The 13,588-nt window shown below is 64.3% G+C and carries 10 protein-coding genes, 1 tRNA gene and 2 rRNA genes (1 of these 13 running past the window's edge); 7 read left to right on the top strand and 6 right to left on the bottom strand.

All coding sequences use genetic code 11. The features are described 5' to 3' along the window. Window positions 1–24: 24 nt before the first annotated feature. Both hrpB and F1640_RS17260 read right to left on the bottom strand, forming a co-directional pair. Window positions 25–2,496, bottom strand: coding sequence for an ATP-dependent helicase HrpB (gene hrpB / locus F1640_RS17265; protein WP_194920296.1), 2,472 nt, complete (start codon window positions 2,494–2,496; stop codon window positions 25–27). 44 nt (window positions 2,497–2,540) lie between these two features. Then, window positions 2,541–3,857: an MFS transporter gene (locus F1640_RS17260; RefSeq protein ID WP_194920294.1), complete on the bottom strand. Its 1,317-nt coding sequence runs from the start codon at window positions 3,855–3,857 to the stop codon at window positions 2,541–2,543. Between the two features lie 152 nt (window positions 3,858–4,009). Here F1640_RS17260 and cyoA point away from each other — a divergent pair, with 152 nt between their 5' ends. Genes cyoA through F1640_RS17225 form a run of 7 tightly spaced genes read left to right on the top strand, consistent with a single transcriptional unit; the run spans window position 4,010 to window position 10,728 of the window. Continuing rightward, a complete protein-coding gene (cyoA, locus tag F1640_RS17255; protein ID WP_194920292.1) occupies window positions 4,010–5,161 on the top strand; it encodes a ubiquinol oxidase subunit II in 1,152 nt (383 codons plus the stop codon). 16 nt (window positions 5,162–5,177) lie between these two features. Further along, window positions 5,178–7,190 carry a cytochrome o ubiquinol oxidase subunit I gene (gene cyoB, locus F1640_RS17250; protein ID WP_194920291.1) on the top strand — a complete coding sequence of 671 codons (2,013 nt, stop codon included), beginning with the start codon at window positions 5,178–5,180 and terminating at the stop codon, window positions 7,188–7,190. Further along, window positions 7,187–7,813: a cytochrome o ubiquinol oxidase subunit III gene (gene cyoC, locus F1640_RS17245; RefSeq protein ID WP_124808753.1), complete on the top strand. Its 627-nt coding sequence runs from the start codon at window positions 7,187–7,189 to the stop codon at window positions 7,811–7,813. The genes cyoB and cyoC overlap by 4 nt, the downstream gene beginning before the upstream one ends. Then, window positions 7,810–8,184 carry a cytochrome o ubiquinol oxidase subunit IV gene (gene cyoD, locus F1640_RS17240; protein WP_124808752.1) on the top strand — a complete coding sequence of 125 codons (375 nt, stop codon included), beginning with the start codon at window positions 7,810–7,812 and terminating at the stop codon, window positions 8,182–8,184. Before cyoC ends, cyoD begins: the two co-directional genes overlap by 4 nt. Beyond that, window positions 8,181–8,888: an SURF1 family protein gene (locus F1640_RS17235; protein WP_206694706.1), complete on the top strand. Its 708-nt coding sequence runs from the start codon at window positions 8,181–8,183 to the stop codon at window positions 8,886–8,888. The genes cyoD and F1640_RS17235 overlap by 4 nt, the downstream gene beginning before the upstream one ends. Next, window positions 8,885–10,180, top strand: coding sequence for an ATP-binding protein (locus F1640_RS17230; RefSeq protein WP_233497632.1), 1,296 nt, complete (start codon window positions 8,885–8,887; stop codon window positions 10,178–10,180). The genes F1640_RS17235 and F1640_RS17230 overlap by 4 nt, the downstream gene beginning before the upstream one ends. Further along, a complete protein-coding gene (locus F1640_RS17225; protein ID WP_124808751.1) occupies window positions 10,180–10,728 on the top strand; it encodes a response regulator transcription factor in 549 nt (182 codons plus the stop codon). Before F1640_RS17230 ends, F1640_RS17225 begins: the two co-directional genes overlap by 1 nt. 87 nt (window positions 10,729–10,815) lie before the next feature. On the opposite strand, the gene F1640_RS17220 is transcribed toward F1640_RS17225, so the two are convergent. The 4 genes from F1640_RS17220 to F1640_RS17205 all read right to left on the bottom strand — a co-directional run. Beyond that, on the bottom strand, window positions 10,816–11,112 hold the full coding sequence (locus F1640_RS17220; protein ID WP_223806555.1) for an HU family DNA-binding protein: 297 nt from the start codon (window positions 11,110–11,112) through the stop codon (window positions 10,816–10,818). Window positions 11,113–11,377: 265 nt separating this feature from the next. Then, window positions 11,378–11,454: transfer RNA gene (locus F1640_RS17215), tRNA-Met, on the bottom strand. 84 nt (window positions 11,455–11,538) lie between these two features. Further along, a 5S ribosomal RNA gene (gene rrf, locus F1640_RS17210) occupies window positions 11,539–11,653 on the bottom strand. 139 nt (window positions 11,654–11,792) lie between these two features. Beyond that, window positions 11,793–13,588, bottom strand: a 23S ribosomal RNA gene (locus tag F1640_RS17205) (it continues 997 nt past the right edge of the window).

Raw genomic sequence — 13,588 nt, 5'->3', positions numbered from 1 at the left:
TGCGAACGCAGGATCGGGCCATCATCAGGATCGCCGCGAAGCCTCGAACGCGTTCTTGGTCTTGAGACTCGGGTCTTCGGCCCACGGCTCGTCGGGCCAGCGGTGCCGGGGATAACGGCCTTTCATGTCCTTCACCACATCGCGCCAGCTTCCGCGCCAGAACGCGGGCAGATCGGCCGTCGTCTGGATCGGCCGTCCGGCGGGCGAGGTCAGGCTCAGCAGCAGCGGCCTTGCCGGCTGGCCGATCACGGGATGCCGGTCCAGCCCGAACAGCGCCTGCACTCGCAGTTCCACGGTCGGGCCGCCCTCGTGCGCGTAATCGATGGCGTGGCTGGTTCCGGCTGGCGAGCGGTACTCCGCCGGAGCCAGCCGGTCGAGTGTCTGCCGCTCATTCCAGTCCAGCCGGTTTGCCAACGCATCGTGCAGCTTGCCGGCGGGGATGGAAAAATCCCGCCTTCCCGCCAGCAACGGCCCGAGCCATTCGTCCAGCCCGTCCAGCAAGGCCGCTTCCGAGAGCGCCGTAAGCCCGGCATGGCGCGCGCGTTCGAGCAGCGCCCTGGCCCCTCCCCCCAGCGGCAGCAAGGCGAGCCCCGAACGCCGCACCTGATCGAGCAGGAGCGCGGCCACCGCATCCGGATCGGGCGAAGGATCAGGCACCCGCGCCAACACGATCGCGCCGAGCCGGCGCTCCAGCCGCGCCTCGACGCGGGCCTCGGCCTCGTTCCACGTCAGGGCGTGGCGCGCTTCCAGCCGGTGCGGCAGCCAGCGGGTGATGTCTGCCTCGTCCAACGCCAGCGCGGCCATGATCCGCGCGCCTTTGGCCTCGCCCTGCGCATCGCCGATCACCAGCCATTCGGCGGTAGCGAGCGGCGATGCGGGATCGAGCCGATAGCCGCGCCCGCCGGAGGACAGCCATTCCTCTCCGCTGGCGGACCGGCGGCGGGCGATGCGATCGGGGAAGGCTTCCGCGAGAAGCACGCCCGGGGGCGGAGCTTGCCCGCGTCCATCGGCAGATTCGGAGCCGGTGGACGAAGAGACGCGCTCCGCCATCTCCGCCCAACGCGCCGCCAGTTTGCGCGATGCCTCCGCCCGGCCGCCGCGTTCGCCGTTCCAGCGATCGAGCCGTCGCGCCAGATCCTCGCCCTTTCCGCCAAGGCCGCGCTCCTGCAACAGCAGCGCCAGCCGCGCCGCCTCCCGCGCCGCGCCGCGCCTGGCGGCAAAGACGAGCATATGGGCCAGCGCCGGCTCCATTGGCAGCTTCGCCAAGGCGCGGCCGTGCGTGGTGATCCGGTTGTCGGCATCGAGTGCGCCCAGCGCTCGCAACTGCGCCTGCGCGGCGGCCATCGCCGGCACCGGCGGGGGATCGATCCAGGCCATGCCGGCCGGATCACCCGCGCCCCATTGCGCCAGCGTGAGCGCCAGCGGTGCCAGATCGGAGGTGAGGATTTCGGGCGGATCGAAGGCCGGCCGGCCGGCGTGGGCGGCTTCTTCCCACAAGCGATAGGCCACGCCCGGCCCCTGCCGCGCCGCGCGGCCCGCACGCTGCGCCGCGGCAGCCTGGCTGGCACGGTGAGTCACCAGCCGCGTGACACCGGCGGTCTTGTCGAACTCGGCCCGGCGCGAAAGGCCGGCATCGACCACCACCGAAACCCCGTCCAGCGTCAGGCTGGTTTCGGCGATGGCGGTGGCGAGCACGATCCTGCGGCGTCCGCCGGCATCGCGCCGGATCGCGGTGCGCTGCCCCGCCGGCTCCACCTGCCCGTGCAGCGGCAGCACGAGCGCTTGCGGCAGGCGATCCGCGAGCAGATCGGCGGTGCGCTCGATGTCGCGCACGCCGGGCAGGAAGGCCAGGACATCCCCCTGTTCGCTGCGCCATGCCTCGCCGATGGCGGAGGCCATGGCCTGTTCCAGCCGCAGGTCCGGCCGCGCGCCCAGCCAGCGGATAGCCAGCGGGAACGCCTTCCCTTCGCTCTCGATCACGGGCGCATCGCCCAACAGGCCGGCAAAGCGCGTGCCGTCGATGGTGGCGGACATGACGATCAGGCGCAGGTCTTCCCGCAACACCGCCTGCGATTCGATCGCCAGCGCCAGCCCCAGATCGCTATCGAGATGGCGCTCGTGCGCTTCGTCGAACAGCACGGCGGAAACCCCCTTCAGGTCGGGATCTCCAAGGATCGTCGCCACGAAGATCGCCTCGGTCATGACGAGGATGCGGGTCCGGGCCGAGCGTTTGCTGTCCAGGCGGGTCAGATACCCCACCGTCTCGCCCGGCTGCTCGCCCATCAGTTCCGCCATGCGCTCGGCAGCTGCACGCGCCGCCACGCGGCGGGGCGAGAGCAGGATCACCGTGCCATCGCACCACGGCTCACCAAGCAGCGCGGGGGCGACGGAGGTGGTCTTGCCCGCGCCCGGCGGCGCGATCAGCACGGCGGACGGCTGCGCGCGCAAGGCGGCAAGCAGATCTGGCAGGACGGCGTGGATCGGCAGGTCGGTCACGCCGGTTCCCTAGGCGGCAATCGCGGCCCAGGGAACCGGGTACGTCAATGGCGGCTCGCCAGTTCCGCATTGAGCCACAGCGCCACCAGCGTCGCCAGCGCGCCCGACAGCAGATAAGCGCCCGAAGCGAGCAGCCCGCCCTGCGCGGCCAGCCACAACGCCACCAGCGGCGCAAACCCCGCGCCGAACAGCCACGCCAGATCGCTCGTCAGCGCCGAACCGGTATAGCGATGGCGCGTGGCGAAGTTGGACGAGACCGCGCCCGACGATTGCCCGAAAGCCAGTCCCAGCAGGATGAAGCCCAGCACCATGAAGGCGATCTCGCCGCCCTCACCCAGCCCCAGCAATTGCGGCGCGAACCCGCTGAACACGGCGATCGCCGCAGCCGAGACCACCAGCAGGCGGCGGCGGCCGATGCGGTCGGCCAGCCGGCCCGACGCGATGATCGCCAGCACCCCGATCGCCGCCGCACCGGCTTCGATCAGCAGGAAGCTGGTCGGCTGTTCGGGCGTGAACAGCAGTACCCACGACAGCGGAAACACGGTGACCATGTGAAACAGCGCGAAGCTCGCCAGCGGGGCGAACACCCCGATCGCGACCGTCCGCCATTCGCGCGAGACTGTCTCCAGCACCGGCGCGGCCTGAAGATCGCGCGATTCGTAAAGCCGCCGGAACTCGGGCGTCGCCACCATGCGCAGCCGCGCGAACAGGGCGACGACGTTGATCGCGAAGGCGACGAAGAACGGATAGCGCCAGCCCCATTCAAGGAAATCGGCGGTGGACAGCGATGCGGTGAAGAACGCGAACAGCAGGCTCGCCACGATCAAGCCCAGCGGCGCGCCAAGTTGCGGGATCATCGCATACCAGCCGCGCCGGTTCTCGGGCGCGTTGAGCGCCAGTAGCGAGGCCAGGCCATCCCAGGTGCCCCCCAGCGCGAAGCCCTGCCCCAGCCGGAACAGCGCCAGCAGCCAGATCGCCCGCGCGCCCAGTGTCTCATAGCCGGGCAGGAAGGCAATCGCGGCGGTCGATCCGCCCAGCAGGAACAGCGCGATCGTCAGCTTCGCCTCGCGCCCCAGCATGCGGTCGACGGCCATGAACGCCACCGACCCCACCGGACGGGCCAGAAAGGCCAGCGCAAACAGCGAGAACGACCACAGCATCGCCTGAAGCGGGGGAGCGAAGGGGAAAAAGACCTTCGGGAACACCAGCACCGAAGCGATCGCATAGACGAAGAAATCGAAGAATTCGGACGTGCGACCGATGATCACGCCGATGGCGATGTCGCCCGGCGAAACGGCGTGACCGGCATGCCCGCGCGGGCCTTGCCCCGCCATGCCGTTATCGAAGGGAACTGCAGTCATGTCAGGCACCTCGTTCGTGCCCGTTGCGGGCTTCACCCCGGTCTGTTCCGACCGTTGAGCACAAGGTTTCACTGTCATTGATCCGCGTCAAGGCGCGGGTGGGACAAATTGTCCAATCGAACGCACCATCCGACGCGCCTAGTCCGCGCGCCATGCCAGCGATCCCCCCGTCCCTCTGGCGCCTCGCGCGCGGTGCCGTCGTCCTCCCGCTTGCTGCCCTCCTCTCCGGCTGCGACTGGGTCGTTCTCAATCCCTCGGGCGATATCGCGCAACAGCAGGCGCATCTGGTGATCGTCGCCACGGCGCTGATGCTGCTGATCATCGTGCCGGTCATGGTGCTGACGGTCGCCTTCGCCTGGCGTTACCGTTCATCCAACACCGCGGCGACCTATGCGCCCGAATGGCACCATTCCACCAAGCTGGAACTGGTGATCTGGTCGGCGCCGCTGATGATCATCATCGCACTGGGGTCGATCACCTGGGTCACGACTCATACGCTCGATCCCTACCGTCCGCTGTCGCGCATAGACGCCGCCCGGCCGCTTCCGGCCGGTACGAAGCCGCTGGAAGTGCAAGTCGTCGCGCTCGACTGGAAGTGGCTGTTCATCTACCCGGAACAGAAGATCGCGACCGTCAACGATCTGGTCCTGCCGGTGGATCGCCCGGTGCAATTCCGCCTGACCGCGTCGTCGGTGATGAACTCGTTCTACGTGCCCGCACTCGCCGGCCAGATCTATGCCATGCCAGGCATGGAATCGAAGCTCCATGCCGTGCTCAACCGGACGGGCGCGTTCCAGGGCTTTTCCGCGCAATACAGCGGCGCCGGCTTCTCCAAGATGCGTTTCGTGACGCGCGGCGTATCCGCGGGCGATTTCGACGTCTGGGCCGCTGGCATCCGCAAGGGTGCCGACGCGCTGGACCGCACGGCCTACCTGAAGCTCGAACAGCCGAGCGAGAAAGAACCGGTCCGCCACTTCGCCAACGTCGATCCGGCGCTGTTCGACGCAGCCGTCAACCTCTGCGTCCGCCCTGGCAAGATGTGCGTGAACCAGATGATGGCGATCGACGCCGAAGGCGGCACCGGCCGCGCCGGGCAGTTCAACCTTGCCGCGCTGACCTACGACAAGTTCGGTCGCGAACAGGTGGTGCCCGTGCTTCCCGGTCGCCAGCCCAGCGGCGCGCGACTGTTCGTCAACGCGAATGCCTATTGCGCCGGCAAGGGACCGCTGAAGGAGGCACCGCCCCAACAGCCGGCCAGCCGCACCCTCTCCCTCGCCGCTCCGGCGTCCTCCCCCGTTTCCTGATCGCGGACACTGATCCATGACACCTGCCGAACCACACTGGTCGTTCCTGCTCGGGCGCCTCGGCCCCGATGCGATCCCGACCGAGCCGATCGTGCTCGCCACGTTCGCGGTCGTCGCGCTGGGCGGCGTCGCGCTGCTAGCCGCGCTCACCTATTTCCGCCTGTGGGGCTATCTCTGGAAAGAGTGGTTCACCAGCGTGGATCACAAGAAGATCGGCATCATGTACATGGTGCTGGGCCTCGTCATGTTCCTGCGCGGCTTTGCCGACGCGCTGATGATGCGCATCCAGCAGGCGATCGCGTTCAACGGATCGGAAGGCTATCTCAACGCGCACCACTACGATCAGATCTTCACCGCGCACGGCGTGATCATGATCTTCTTTGTGGCCATGCCGTTCGTGACCGGGCTGATGAACTACGTTGTGCCGCTGCAGATCGGCGCGCGCGACGTCTCGTTCCCGTTCCTCAACAACTTCAGCTTCTGGATGACCACCAGCGGCGCTGCGCTGGTGATGGCCTCGCTGTTCGTCGGGGAATTCGCACAGACCGGGTGGCTCGCCTATCCGCCGCTCTCCGGCCTTGCCTACAGCCCCAACGTCGGCGTCGATTACTACATCTGGTCGCTGCAGATCGCGGGCGTGGGCACCACCCTGTCGGGGATCAACCTGATCGCCACGATCGTGAAGATGCGCGCGCCCGGCATGACGATGATGCGGATGCCGGTGTTCACCTGGACCTCGCTGTGCACCAACGTGCTGATCGTGGCGTCCTTCCCGGTGCTGACCGCCGTGCTCGTGCTGCTCAGCCTCGATCGCTATGTCGGCACCAACTTCTTCACGAACGATTTCGGCGGCAGCCCGATGATGTACGTGAACCTGATCTGGATCTGGGGCCACCCGGAAGTCTATATCCTGATCCTGCCGATCTTCGGCGTCTTCTCCGAAATCACCTCCACGTTCTCGGGCAAGCGGCTCTTCGGCTATTCGTCGATGGTCTATGCCACCGTCGTCATCACCATCCTGTCCTACCTCGTGTGGCTGCATCACTTCTTCACGATGGGTTCGGGCGCGAGCGTGAACAGCTTCTTCGGCATCACCACGATGGTGATCTCGATTCCCACCGGGGCGAAGATGTTCAACTGGCTGTTCACGATGTACCGCGCGCGCATCCGCTTCGACCTGCCGATGATGTGGACGATGGCGTTCATGCTAACGTTCGTGATCGGCGGCATGACCGGGGTGATGCTGGCGGTGCCGCCGGCGGACTTCGTGCTGCACAACTCGCTGTTCCTGATCGCGCACTTCCACAACGTGATCATCGGCGGCGTGGTGTTCGGCGTGTTCGCGGCGATCAACTACTGGTGGCCCAAGGCGTTCGGTTTCCGTCTGGAGCCGTTCTGGGGCAAGGTCAGCTTCTGGTGCTGGGTCGTCGGCTTCTGGATGGCCTTTACCCCGCTCTACGTCATGGGCCTGATGGGCGTGACGCGCCGGATGCGGGTGTTCGACGATCCCTCGCTGCAGATCTGGTTCCAGATCGCCGCGGCGGGCGCCTTCCTTATCGCGCTGGGCATCGTGGCCATGCTGATCCAGTACACCGTCTCGATCCTGCGGCGCGACGAACTGCGCGACGAAACCGGCGATCCCTGGAACGCGCGCACGCTGGAATGGTCGACGAGCTCGCCGCCGCCCGCCTACAACTTCGCCTTCACCCCGATCGTGCATGATCTGGACGCGTGGGAGGACATGAAGCGCGCGGGCGTGGCCCGTCCGGTCGAAGGCTTCCGCCCGATCCACATGCCCAAGAACACGGGCGCGGGCGTGATCCTGGCCGGAATCAGCGCGGTCTGCGGCTTCGCCCTGATCTGGCATATCTGGTGGCTGGCCGTGGCAAGCTTCGGCGCGCTGCTGATCACCGCCATCGCGCATACCTTCAACTACCGGCGCGACTTCCACATTCCCGCCGAAACCGTGACGGAAACCGAAGCCACCCGCACCCGGCAGCTTGCCGCGCTTGAGGGAGCCGCAGCATGAGCCAGTCCGTTTCCCCGGCGACCCTGACGGGCCGCTACTACGACCTGCACGAGCACGATCATCCCGAAGGCGGCAGCACCATGCTGGGCTTCTGGATCTACCTGATGAGCGACTGCCTCATCTTCGCGATGCTGTTCGCCGCCTTCGGCGTGCTGGGCGGCAACCTCGCGGCGGGGCCGGGGCCGAAAGACCTGTTCGACCTGCCACTGGTCGCGCTCAACACCTCGATGCTGCTGTTCTCGTCGATTACCTACGGGTTCGCGATGCTGGCGATGCAGCGCGGGCAGAAAGGGCAGACGCAGCTCTGGCTGCTGATCACCGGCCTGTTTGGCGCGGCCTTCCTGGGGATCGAGCTTTACGAGTTCTCGCACCTGATCCACGAAGGGGCGACGCCACAGCGCAGCGCCTTCCTGTCCTCGTTCTTCACGCTGGTCGGCACGCATGGCCTGCACGTTACGTTCGGCCTGGTCTGGCTGACGGTGCTGATGGTGCAGGTCGGCCAGCGCGGTCTGATCGCCGCCAACAAGCGCCGCCTGATGTGCCTCAGCCTGTTCTGGCACTTTCTCGACGTCGTCTGGATCGGCGTCTTCACGTTCGTCTATCTGATGGGAATGCTGCGATGAGCGCTGCACACGATGTTCATGGGCACGGGCATGACGAGGGCCACGGTTCGCTGCGCGATTACGTCTGGGGCTTCGGTCTTTCCGTCATTCTCACCGCCGTTCCGTTCTGGCTGGTGATGAGCGGCGCCATTGCCGACAAGGGCACCACAGCGCTGGTCATCACCGGCTTCGCCGCGGTGCAGATCGTGGTCCACATGATCTTCTTCCTGCACATGAATGCCAAGGCGGAAGGCGGCTGGAACCTTCTGGCGCTGCTGTTCACGGTGGTGCTGGTGGTAATCGTGCTCAGCGGATCGCTGTGGGTGATGTATCACCTCAACCACAACATGATGCCCCAGGGCACCATGCAGGGCATGGAACAAGCGCCTTGAACACCAGGGCGGCGCGGCGCGGGTTCAACTGGCTCGCGCTCGCCCTTCTTCTCCTTGTGCCCGCCTTCATCGCGCTGGGCGTGTGGCAGGTCCACCGGCTGGCGTGGAAGGAAGCCCTGATCGCGCACGTTGAACAGGCCACGCATGCCACGCCGATCCCGGTGGCGGTGCTTCCGCAAGGCACGCTCAAGCCGCTCGAATACCGCCGCCTCACCATGAGCGGCACATATGACGCACAAGGCGTAACACTCGTCACGGGCACATCAATTCTCGGCAGCGGCTACTGGGTGCTCGTGCCGCTCCAGCCCGATCGCGGTCCGCCCGTCCTCGTCAATCGCGGCTTCGTCCCGAGCGGTTCCCGGGTTGATCCGGTGCGCCGCGCGACGCCCTCCGGCCGCGTCACCGTCACCGGCCTGCTCCGCCTGACCGAACCCGGCGGCGCCTTCCTGCGCGCCAACCGGCCCGGTGATGATCGCTGGTATTCGCGCGATGTCGCCGCGATTGCCGCCAGGCGCGGCGTGACCATCGACCCACGGCTGTTTATCGACGCGCAGTTGGAAAGCCCCCGCGCTTCAGAAACACCCGTCGCCGGGCTCACCGTGCTGACGTTCCCCAATAACCACCTTGCCTATGCCCTGACCTGGTTCGCCCTCGCCGCGCTGTGCGCCGCCGGGGCAATCGTGGTATGGCGCAGGCAATCATGACCAGAAGCCTCGCCCAGCTCTCCTATCCGCCCGCCAGCGCGCGCAACATGGCGCTGCTCGTCCAGTTGCGCTGGATGGCTGTGGCGGGACAATTGCTGACGATCTGGATTGCTGCGGCGGCGATGGGCGTGAACCTGCCGTTACCGCAGCTGATAACCGTGCCGGTCCTCCTCGGCTTCGTGAATCTTGCCACCTCGGTGATGGGGCGGGAGCGCGAAGGGTACAGCTACATGGAACTGCTCGGCGCGCTGATGCTGGATGTCGCGGCACTGGGGTGGCAGCTCTATTTCAGCGGCGGGACGACCAATCCGTTCACCTTCCTGTTCCTGCTGCAGATCGTGATCGGCGCGATCCTGCTGCCGCCCGACTGGAGTTGGATCGTCGCCGCGATCGCCGCGCTGGGCGTGGCGCTGCTGACGTTCCTGTACCGTCCGCTTGCGCTGCCACCGCAATACGCCGCGGAACCCTTGCGCCTCTATCTGCTCGGCAGCCTCCTCTGCTTCCTTCTCATCGCCGCGCTGCTGGTGTTCTTCGTAATCCGCATGGACCGCAACCGCCGGCAGAGCGATGCCGCACTCGCCACGCTGCGCCAGCAGGCGGCCGAGGAACATCACATCGTCCGCATGGGTCTGCTTGCTTCGGGTGCGGCGCACGAACTGGGCACGCCAATGTCCACGATGTCGGTGATCCTGGGGGACTGGGCGCACCACCCCGTGGTCAAGGCCACGCCTGAACTGTCCGGCGAAGTGGATGAAATGCAGACCGAGTTGAAGCGCTGCAAGACGATCGTCTCGGGCATCCTGATGTCCGCCGGCGAAGCGCGGGGCGAAAGCCCATCGGTCATCCGGCTCGGCGCGTTTCTCGATGAAATCGCCGCCGATTGGCGTGATCGCAGCGCCGGTGCCGTGCAATTTCGTAACGAAGTCTCGCAGGACGTCGCCATCGTCTCCGATCCTGCCTTGCGCCAGGTTATCGGCAACGTGATCGACAACGCGCTCGAAGTTTCCCCCGCGCGCGTCACCATCCACGCGCGAACGCCCCTTCGGGATCTGGTCATCGAAGTGCGCGACAACGGACCGGGCTTCGCGGAGGAAATGCTCGAAGCTTTCGGCAAACCCTATTCCTCCACCAAGGGCCGCGCCGGCGGTGGACTGGGCCTGTTTCTCGTGGTGAACGTGATCCGCAAGCTCGGCGGCCGGGTGGAAGTCGGCAATCCCAATGACGGCGGCGCGCTGGTGCGCATCAGCATTCCGCTCGAAGCCTTGATCTTTTCCGGAAAAGGGGCGCGCTGATGCAGGACGATACCGCGCCATCGCGGCACTCTCTGGTGATCGTCGAGGATGATCCCGCTTTCGCGCGGACCTTGCAGCGATCGCTGGAGCGCCGTGGCTACACCGTCAGCCATGCCGCCTCGCCGGAAGATCTTGAAGTCCTGCTTGCCGCCACGCGCTTCGACTACGCCGTCGTCGACCTCAAGCTGGGCACCGCATCCGGTCTGGGCTGCGTGCAAATGCTTCACCAGCGCGATGCCGATACGCGCATCGTCGTCCTTACCGGTTTCGCCAGCATTGCCACGGCTGTCGAAGCGATCAAGCTCGGCGCTTCGCACTATCTGGCGAAGCCCGCCAATACCGACGATATCGAGGAGGCCTTCCACAAGGCCGATGGTGATCCCGACACCCCGCTTGAAGGCCGCAAGAGCTCGATCAAGACGGTGGAATGGGAATACATTCACGCCACGCTAGCGGAATGCGATTTCAATATTTCGGAAGCCGCGCGCCGCCTTGGCATGCATCGCCGAACGCTGGCACGGAAGCTCGAAAAACGCCAGTTGCGCTAGGGAGCCCAGAAGGCCCCGTCGATGCGTGCGCCTGGCGGAAAGCGAAGACCGGCGCCCTGCCACTGGCAAGGCGCCGGCTGCAACGGCTCAGCCGTTGAGCTTGTCCTTCACGGCCTTCGCCGGAGAGAAGGTCAGCTTGTTCGACGCCGCGATCTGGATGGTCGCGCCCGTCGAGGGGTTGCGGCCTTCACGCGCGGGGGTGTTCTTCACCTTGAACTTGCCGAAGCCGTTCAGGGAAACTTCGTCGCCCTTGCCGGCGGCATCGGCGATGGCAGCGAAAACGCCGTCCACGGCCTTGCGCGCGTCGGCCTTGGTAAGGCCGTGGCTCGCGACGAGGACATCGGCCAGATCATTGCTGTTCATGGTCTTGCTTTCATTGGTAATGGGATGGACCGGCTAACGCGACAAAGCCTCACTAATCCATCGTTCCAACCAAGCTATCCACTGTTTTCCGCCTGAAAGAGCCGAAAATAGGGCGTTTTTGGCAAAACGATGGTGCCTCCGGCGCTTCCGGAGCGCGCGTTGTGTCGTGAAATCCGCATTTACGCAAGCGTCATCACGCGCGGAAACGCCACCTTTGCCAACACCGTGCGGGCAGCCGAACGCAAAAAAGCCCCGCACAAGGCGAGGCTGGAATACGTCCGATCAATGGTTGCGGGGGTAGGATTTGAACCTACGACCTTCAGGTTATGAGCCTGACGAGCTACCGGGCTGCTCCACCCCGCGTCACCTTGGCACGTACCGATAGCGGCAGGCACCTTTAGTCATCATGAATGGGTTTTTATGTTGTTATAATCCGTCGGCTTCAATGCCTGGCGACGACCTACTCTTCCAACGCTTGAGCGTTAGTACCATTGGCGCGGACTGGTTTCACGGCCGAGTTCGAGAAGGGATCGGGTGGTTCACAGACGCTATGGCCACCAGGCAATGGAGCCGACGGATTGTATCGATGCATTGGATCCATCTTTTTGGGATGGATTTTGCGATGTTGTTAAGTTGGCTGGTATCGTCCGTCATCGTTGGACGGGACCTGCAAGGGCAGGCCTGTCATTGATGGCGGGATTCTCAAGCATGAACAGAGTTATTAGGACCGGTTAGCTTCATGCGTTACCGCACTTCCACACCCGGCCTATCAACGTGATGGTCTATCACGACTCGAAGATACCTTATCTTGAGGGAGGCTTCCCGCTTAGATGCTTTCAGCGGTTATCCCGTCCATGCATAGCTACCCTGCTGCACTCCTGGCGGAATGACAGGTACACCAGAGGCATGTTCACCCCGGTCCTCTCGTACTAGGGGCAACTCCTCTCAAGTATCGACGCCCACGGCAGATAGGGACCAAACTGTCTCGCGACGTTCTGAACCCAGCTCACGTACCACTTTAATTGGCGAACAGCCAAACCCTTGGGACCTGCTCCAGCCCCAGGATGTGATGAGCCGACATCGAGGTGCCAAACGATTCCGTCGATATGAGCTCTTGGGAATCATCAGCCTGTTATCCCCGGCGTACCTTTTATCCGTTGAGCGATGGCCCTTCCACGAGGGACCACCGGATCACTATGACCGACTTTCGTCTCTGCTCGATTCGTCAATCTCGCAGTCAGGCAGGCTTATGCCATTGCACTCTAACAGCCGGTTTCCAACCGGCCTGAGCCTACCATCGCGCGCCTCCGTTACTCTTTAGGAGGCGACCGCCCCAGTCAAACTACCCGCCACAGAGGGTCCCCGAACCGGCTAACGGTCCTGGGTTAGACATCAGAAAACAACAGGGTGGTATTTCACCTATGGCTCCACACCGGCTGGCGCCAGTGCTTCAAAGCCTCCCACCTATGCTACACAATTCTTTCCTAATGCCACTCTGAAGCTGCAGTAAAGGTGCACGGGGTCTTTCCGTCTAACCGCGGGTACTCCGCATCTTCACGGAGAATTCAATTTCGCTGAGCATATCCTGGAGACAGTGGGGAAGTCGTTACGCCATTCGTGCAGGTCGGAACTTACCCGACAAGGAATTTCGCTACCTTAGGACCGTTATAGTTACGGCCGCCGTTTACCGGGGCTTCAATTCGGAGCTTGCACTCCTCCTCTTAACCTTCCGGCACCGGGCAGGCGTCAGACCCTATACGTCGTCTTGAAGCCGACTTAGCAGAGTCCTGTGTTTTTGCTAAACAGTCGCTACCCCCTGGCCTGTGCCCCCCACAAATGCTTGCGCATATGTGGGGCCTCCTTCTTCCGAAGGTACGGAGGCAATTTGCCGAGTTCCTTCAGGATACTTCTCTCAAGCGCCTTGGTATACTCTACCAGACCACCTGTGTCGGTTTCGGGTACGGTCTATACGGTGGGGCTATTTCCTGGAACCGCTTCGAAGCCTGACCAATCCGATAAGGTCAGACAACACACGCGATCCGTCACACACCACCAGGCCCACGAATATTAACGTGGTTCCCATCGACTACCCCCTTCGGGCTCGTCTTAGGGGCCGGCTCACCCTGCTCAGATTAGCTTTAAGCAGGAACCCTTGGTCTTTCGGCGAGAGGGCATCTCACCCTCTTTGTCGCTACTCATGTCAGCATTCGCACTTCCGATACCTCCACGGCCCATTACCAGACCGCTTCACAGGCTTACGGAACGCTCCGCTACCGTTTGGACCGAAGTCCAAACCCTAAGCTTCGGTGCACGTCTTGAGCCCCGTTACATCTTCGCCGCAGGAACCCTTATTTAGACCAGTGAGCTGTTACGCTTTCTTTAAAGGATGGCTGCTTCTAAGCCAACCTCCTGGTTGTTTTGGGATTCCCACATGCTTTCCCACTTAGACGTGACTTGGGGACCTTAGCTGTAGGTTAGGGCTGTTTCCCTTTTGACG

This window comes from Novosphingobium sp. NBM11, assembly GCF_015390225.1.
Taxonomy (GTDB): Bacteria; Pseudomonadota; Alphaproteobacteria; order Sphingomonadales; family Sphingomonadaceae; genus Novosphingobium.
The sequence above is the reverse complement of the archived record's forward strand: the minus strand, read 5'-3'. Positions and strand labels throughout refer to the sequence as shown.

Bases quoted from the DNA above. Each gene is read 5' to 3' on its own strand.
- cyoA (WP_194920292.1), top strand. From the start codon at position 4,010: ATGCCAGCGATCCCCCCGTCCCTCTGGCGCCTCGCGCGCGGTGCCGTC.
- cyoD (WP_124808752.1), top strand. From the start codon at position 7,810: ATGAGCGCTGCACACGATGTTCATGGGCACGGGCATGACGAGGGCCAC.
- F1640_RS17230 (WP_233497632.1), top strand. From the start codon at position 8,885: ATGACCAGAAGCCTCGCCCAGCTCTCCTATCCGCCCGCCAGCGCGCGC.
- cyoB (WP_194920291.1), top strand. From the start codon at position 5,178: ATGACACCTGCCGAACCACACTGGTCGTTCCTGCTCGGGCGCCTCGGC.
- cyoC (WP_124808753.1), top strand. From the start codon at position 7,187: ATGAGCCAGTCCGTTTCCCCGGCGACCCTGACGGGCCGCTACTACGAC.
- F1640_RS17260 (WP_194920294.1), bottom strand. From the start codon at position 3,857: ATGACTGCAGTTCCCTTCGATAACGGCATGGCGGGGCAAGGCCCGCGC.
- F1640_RS17225 (WP_124808751.1), top strand. From the start codon at position 10,180: ATGCAGGACGATACCGCGCCATCGCGGCACTCTCTGGTGATCGTCGAG.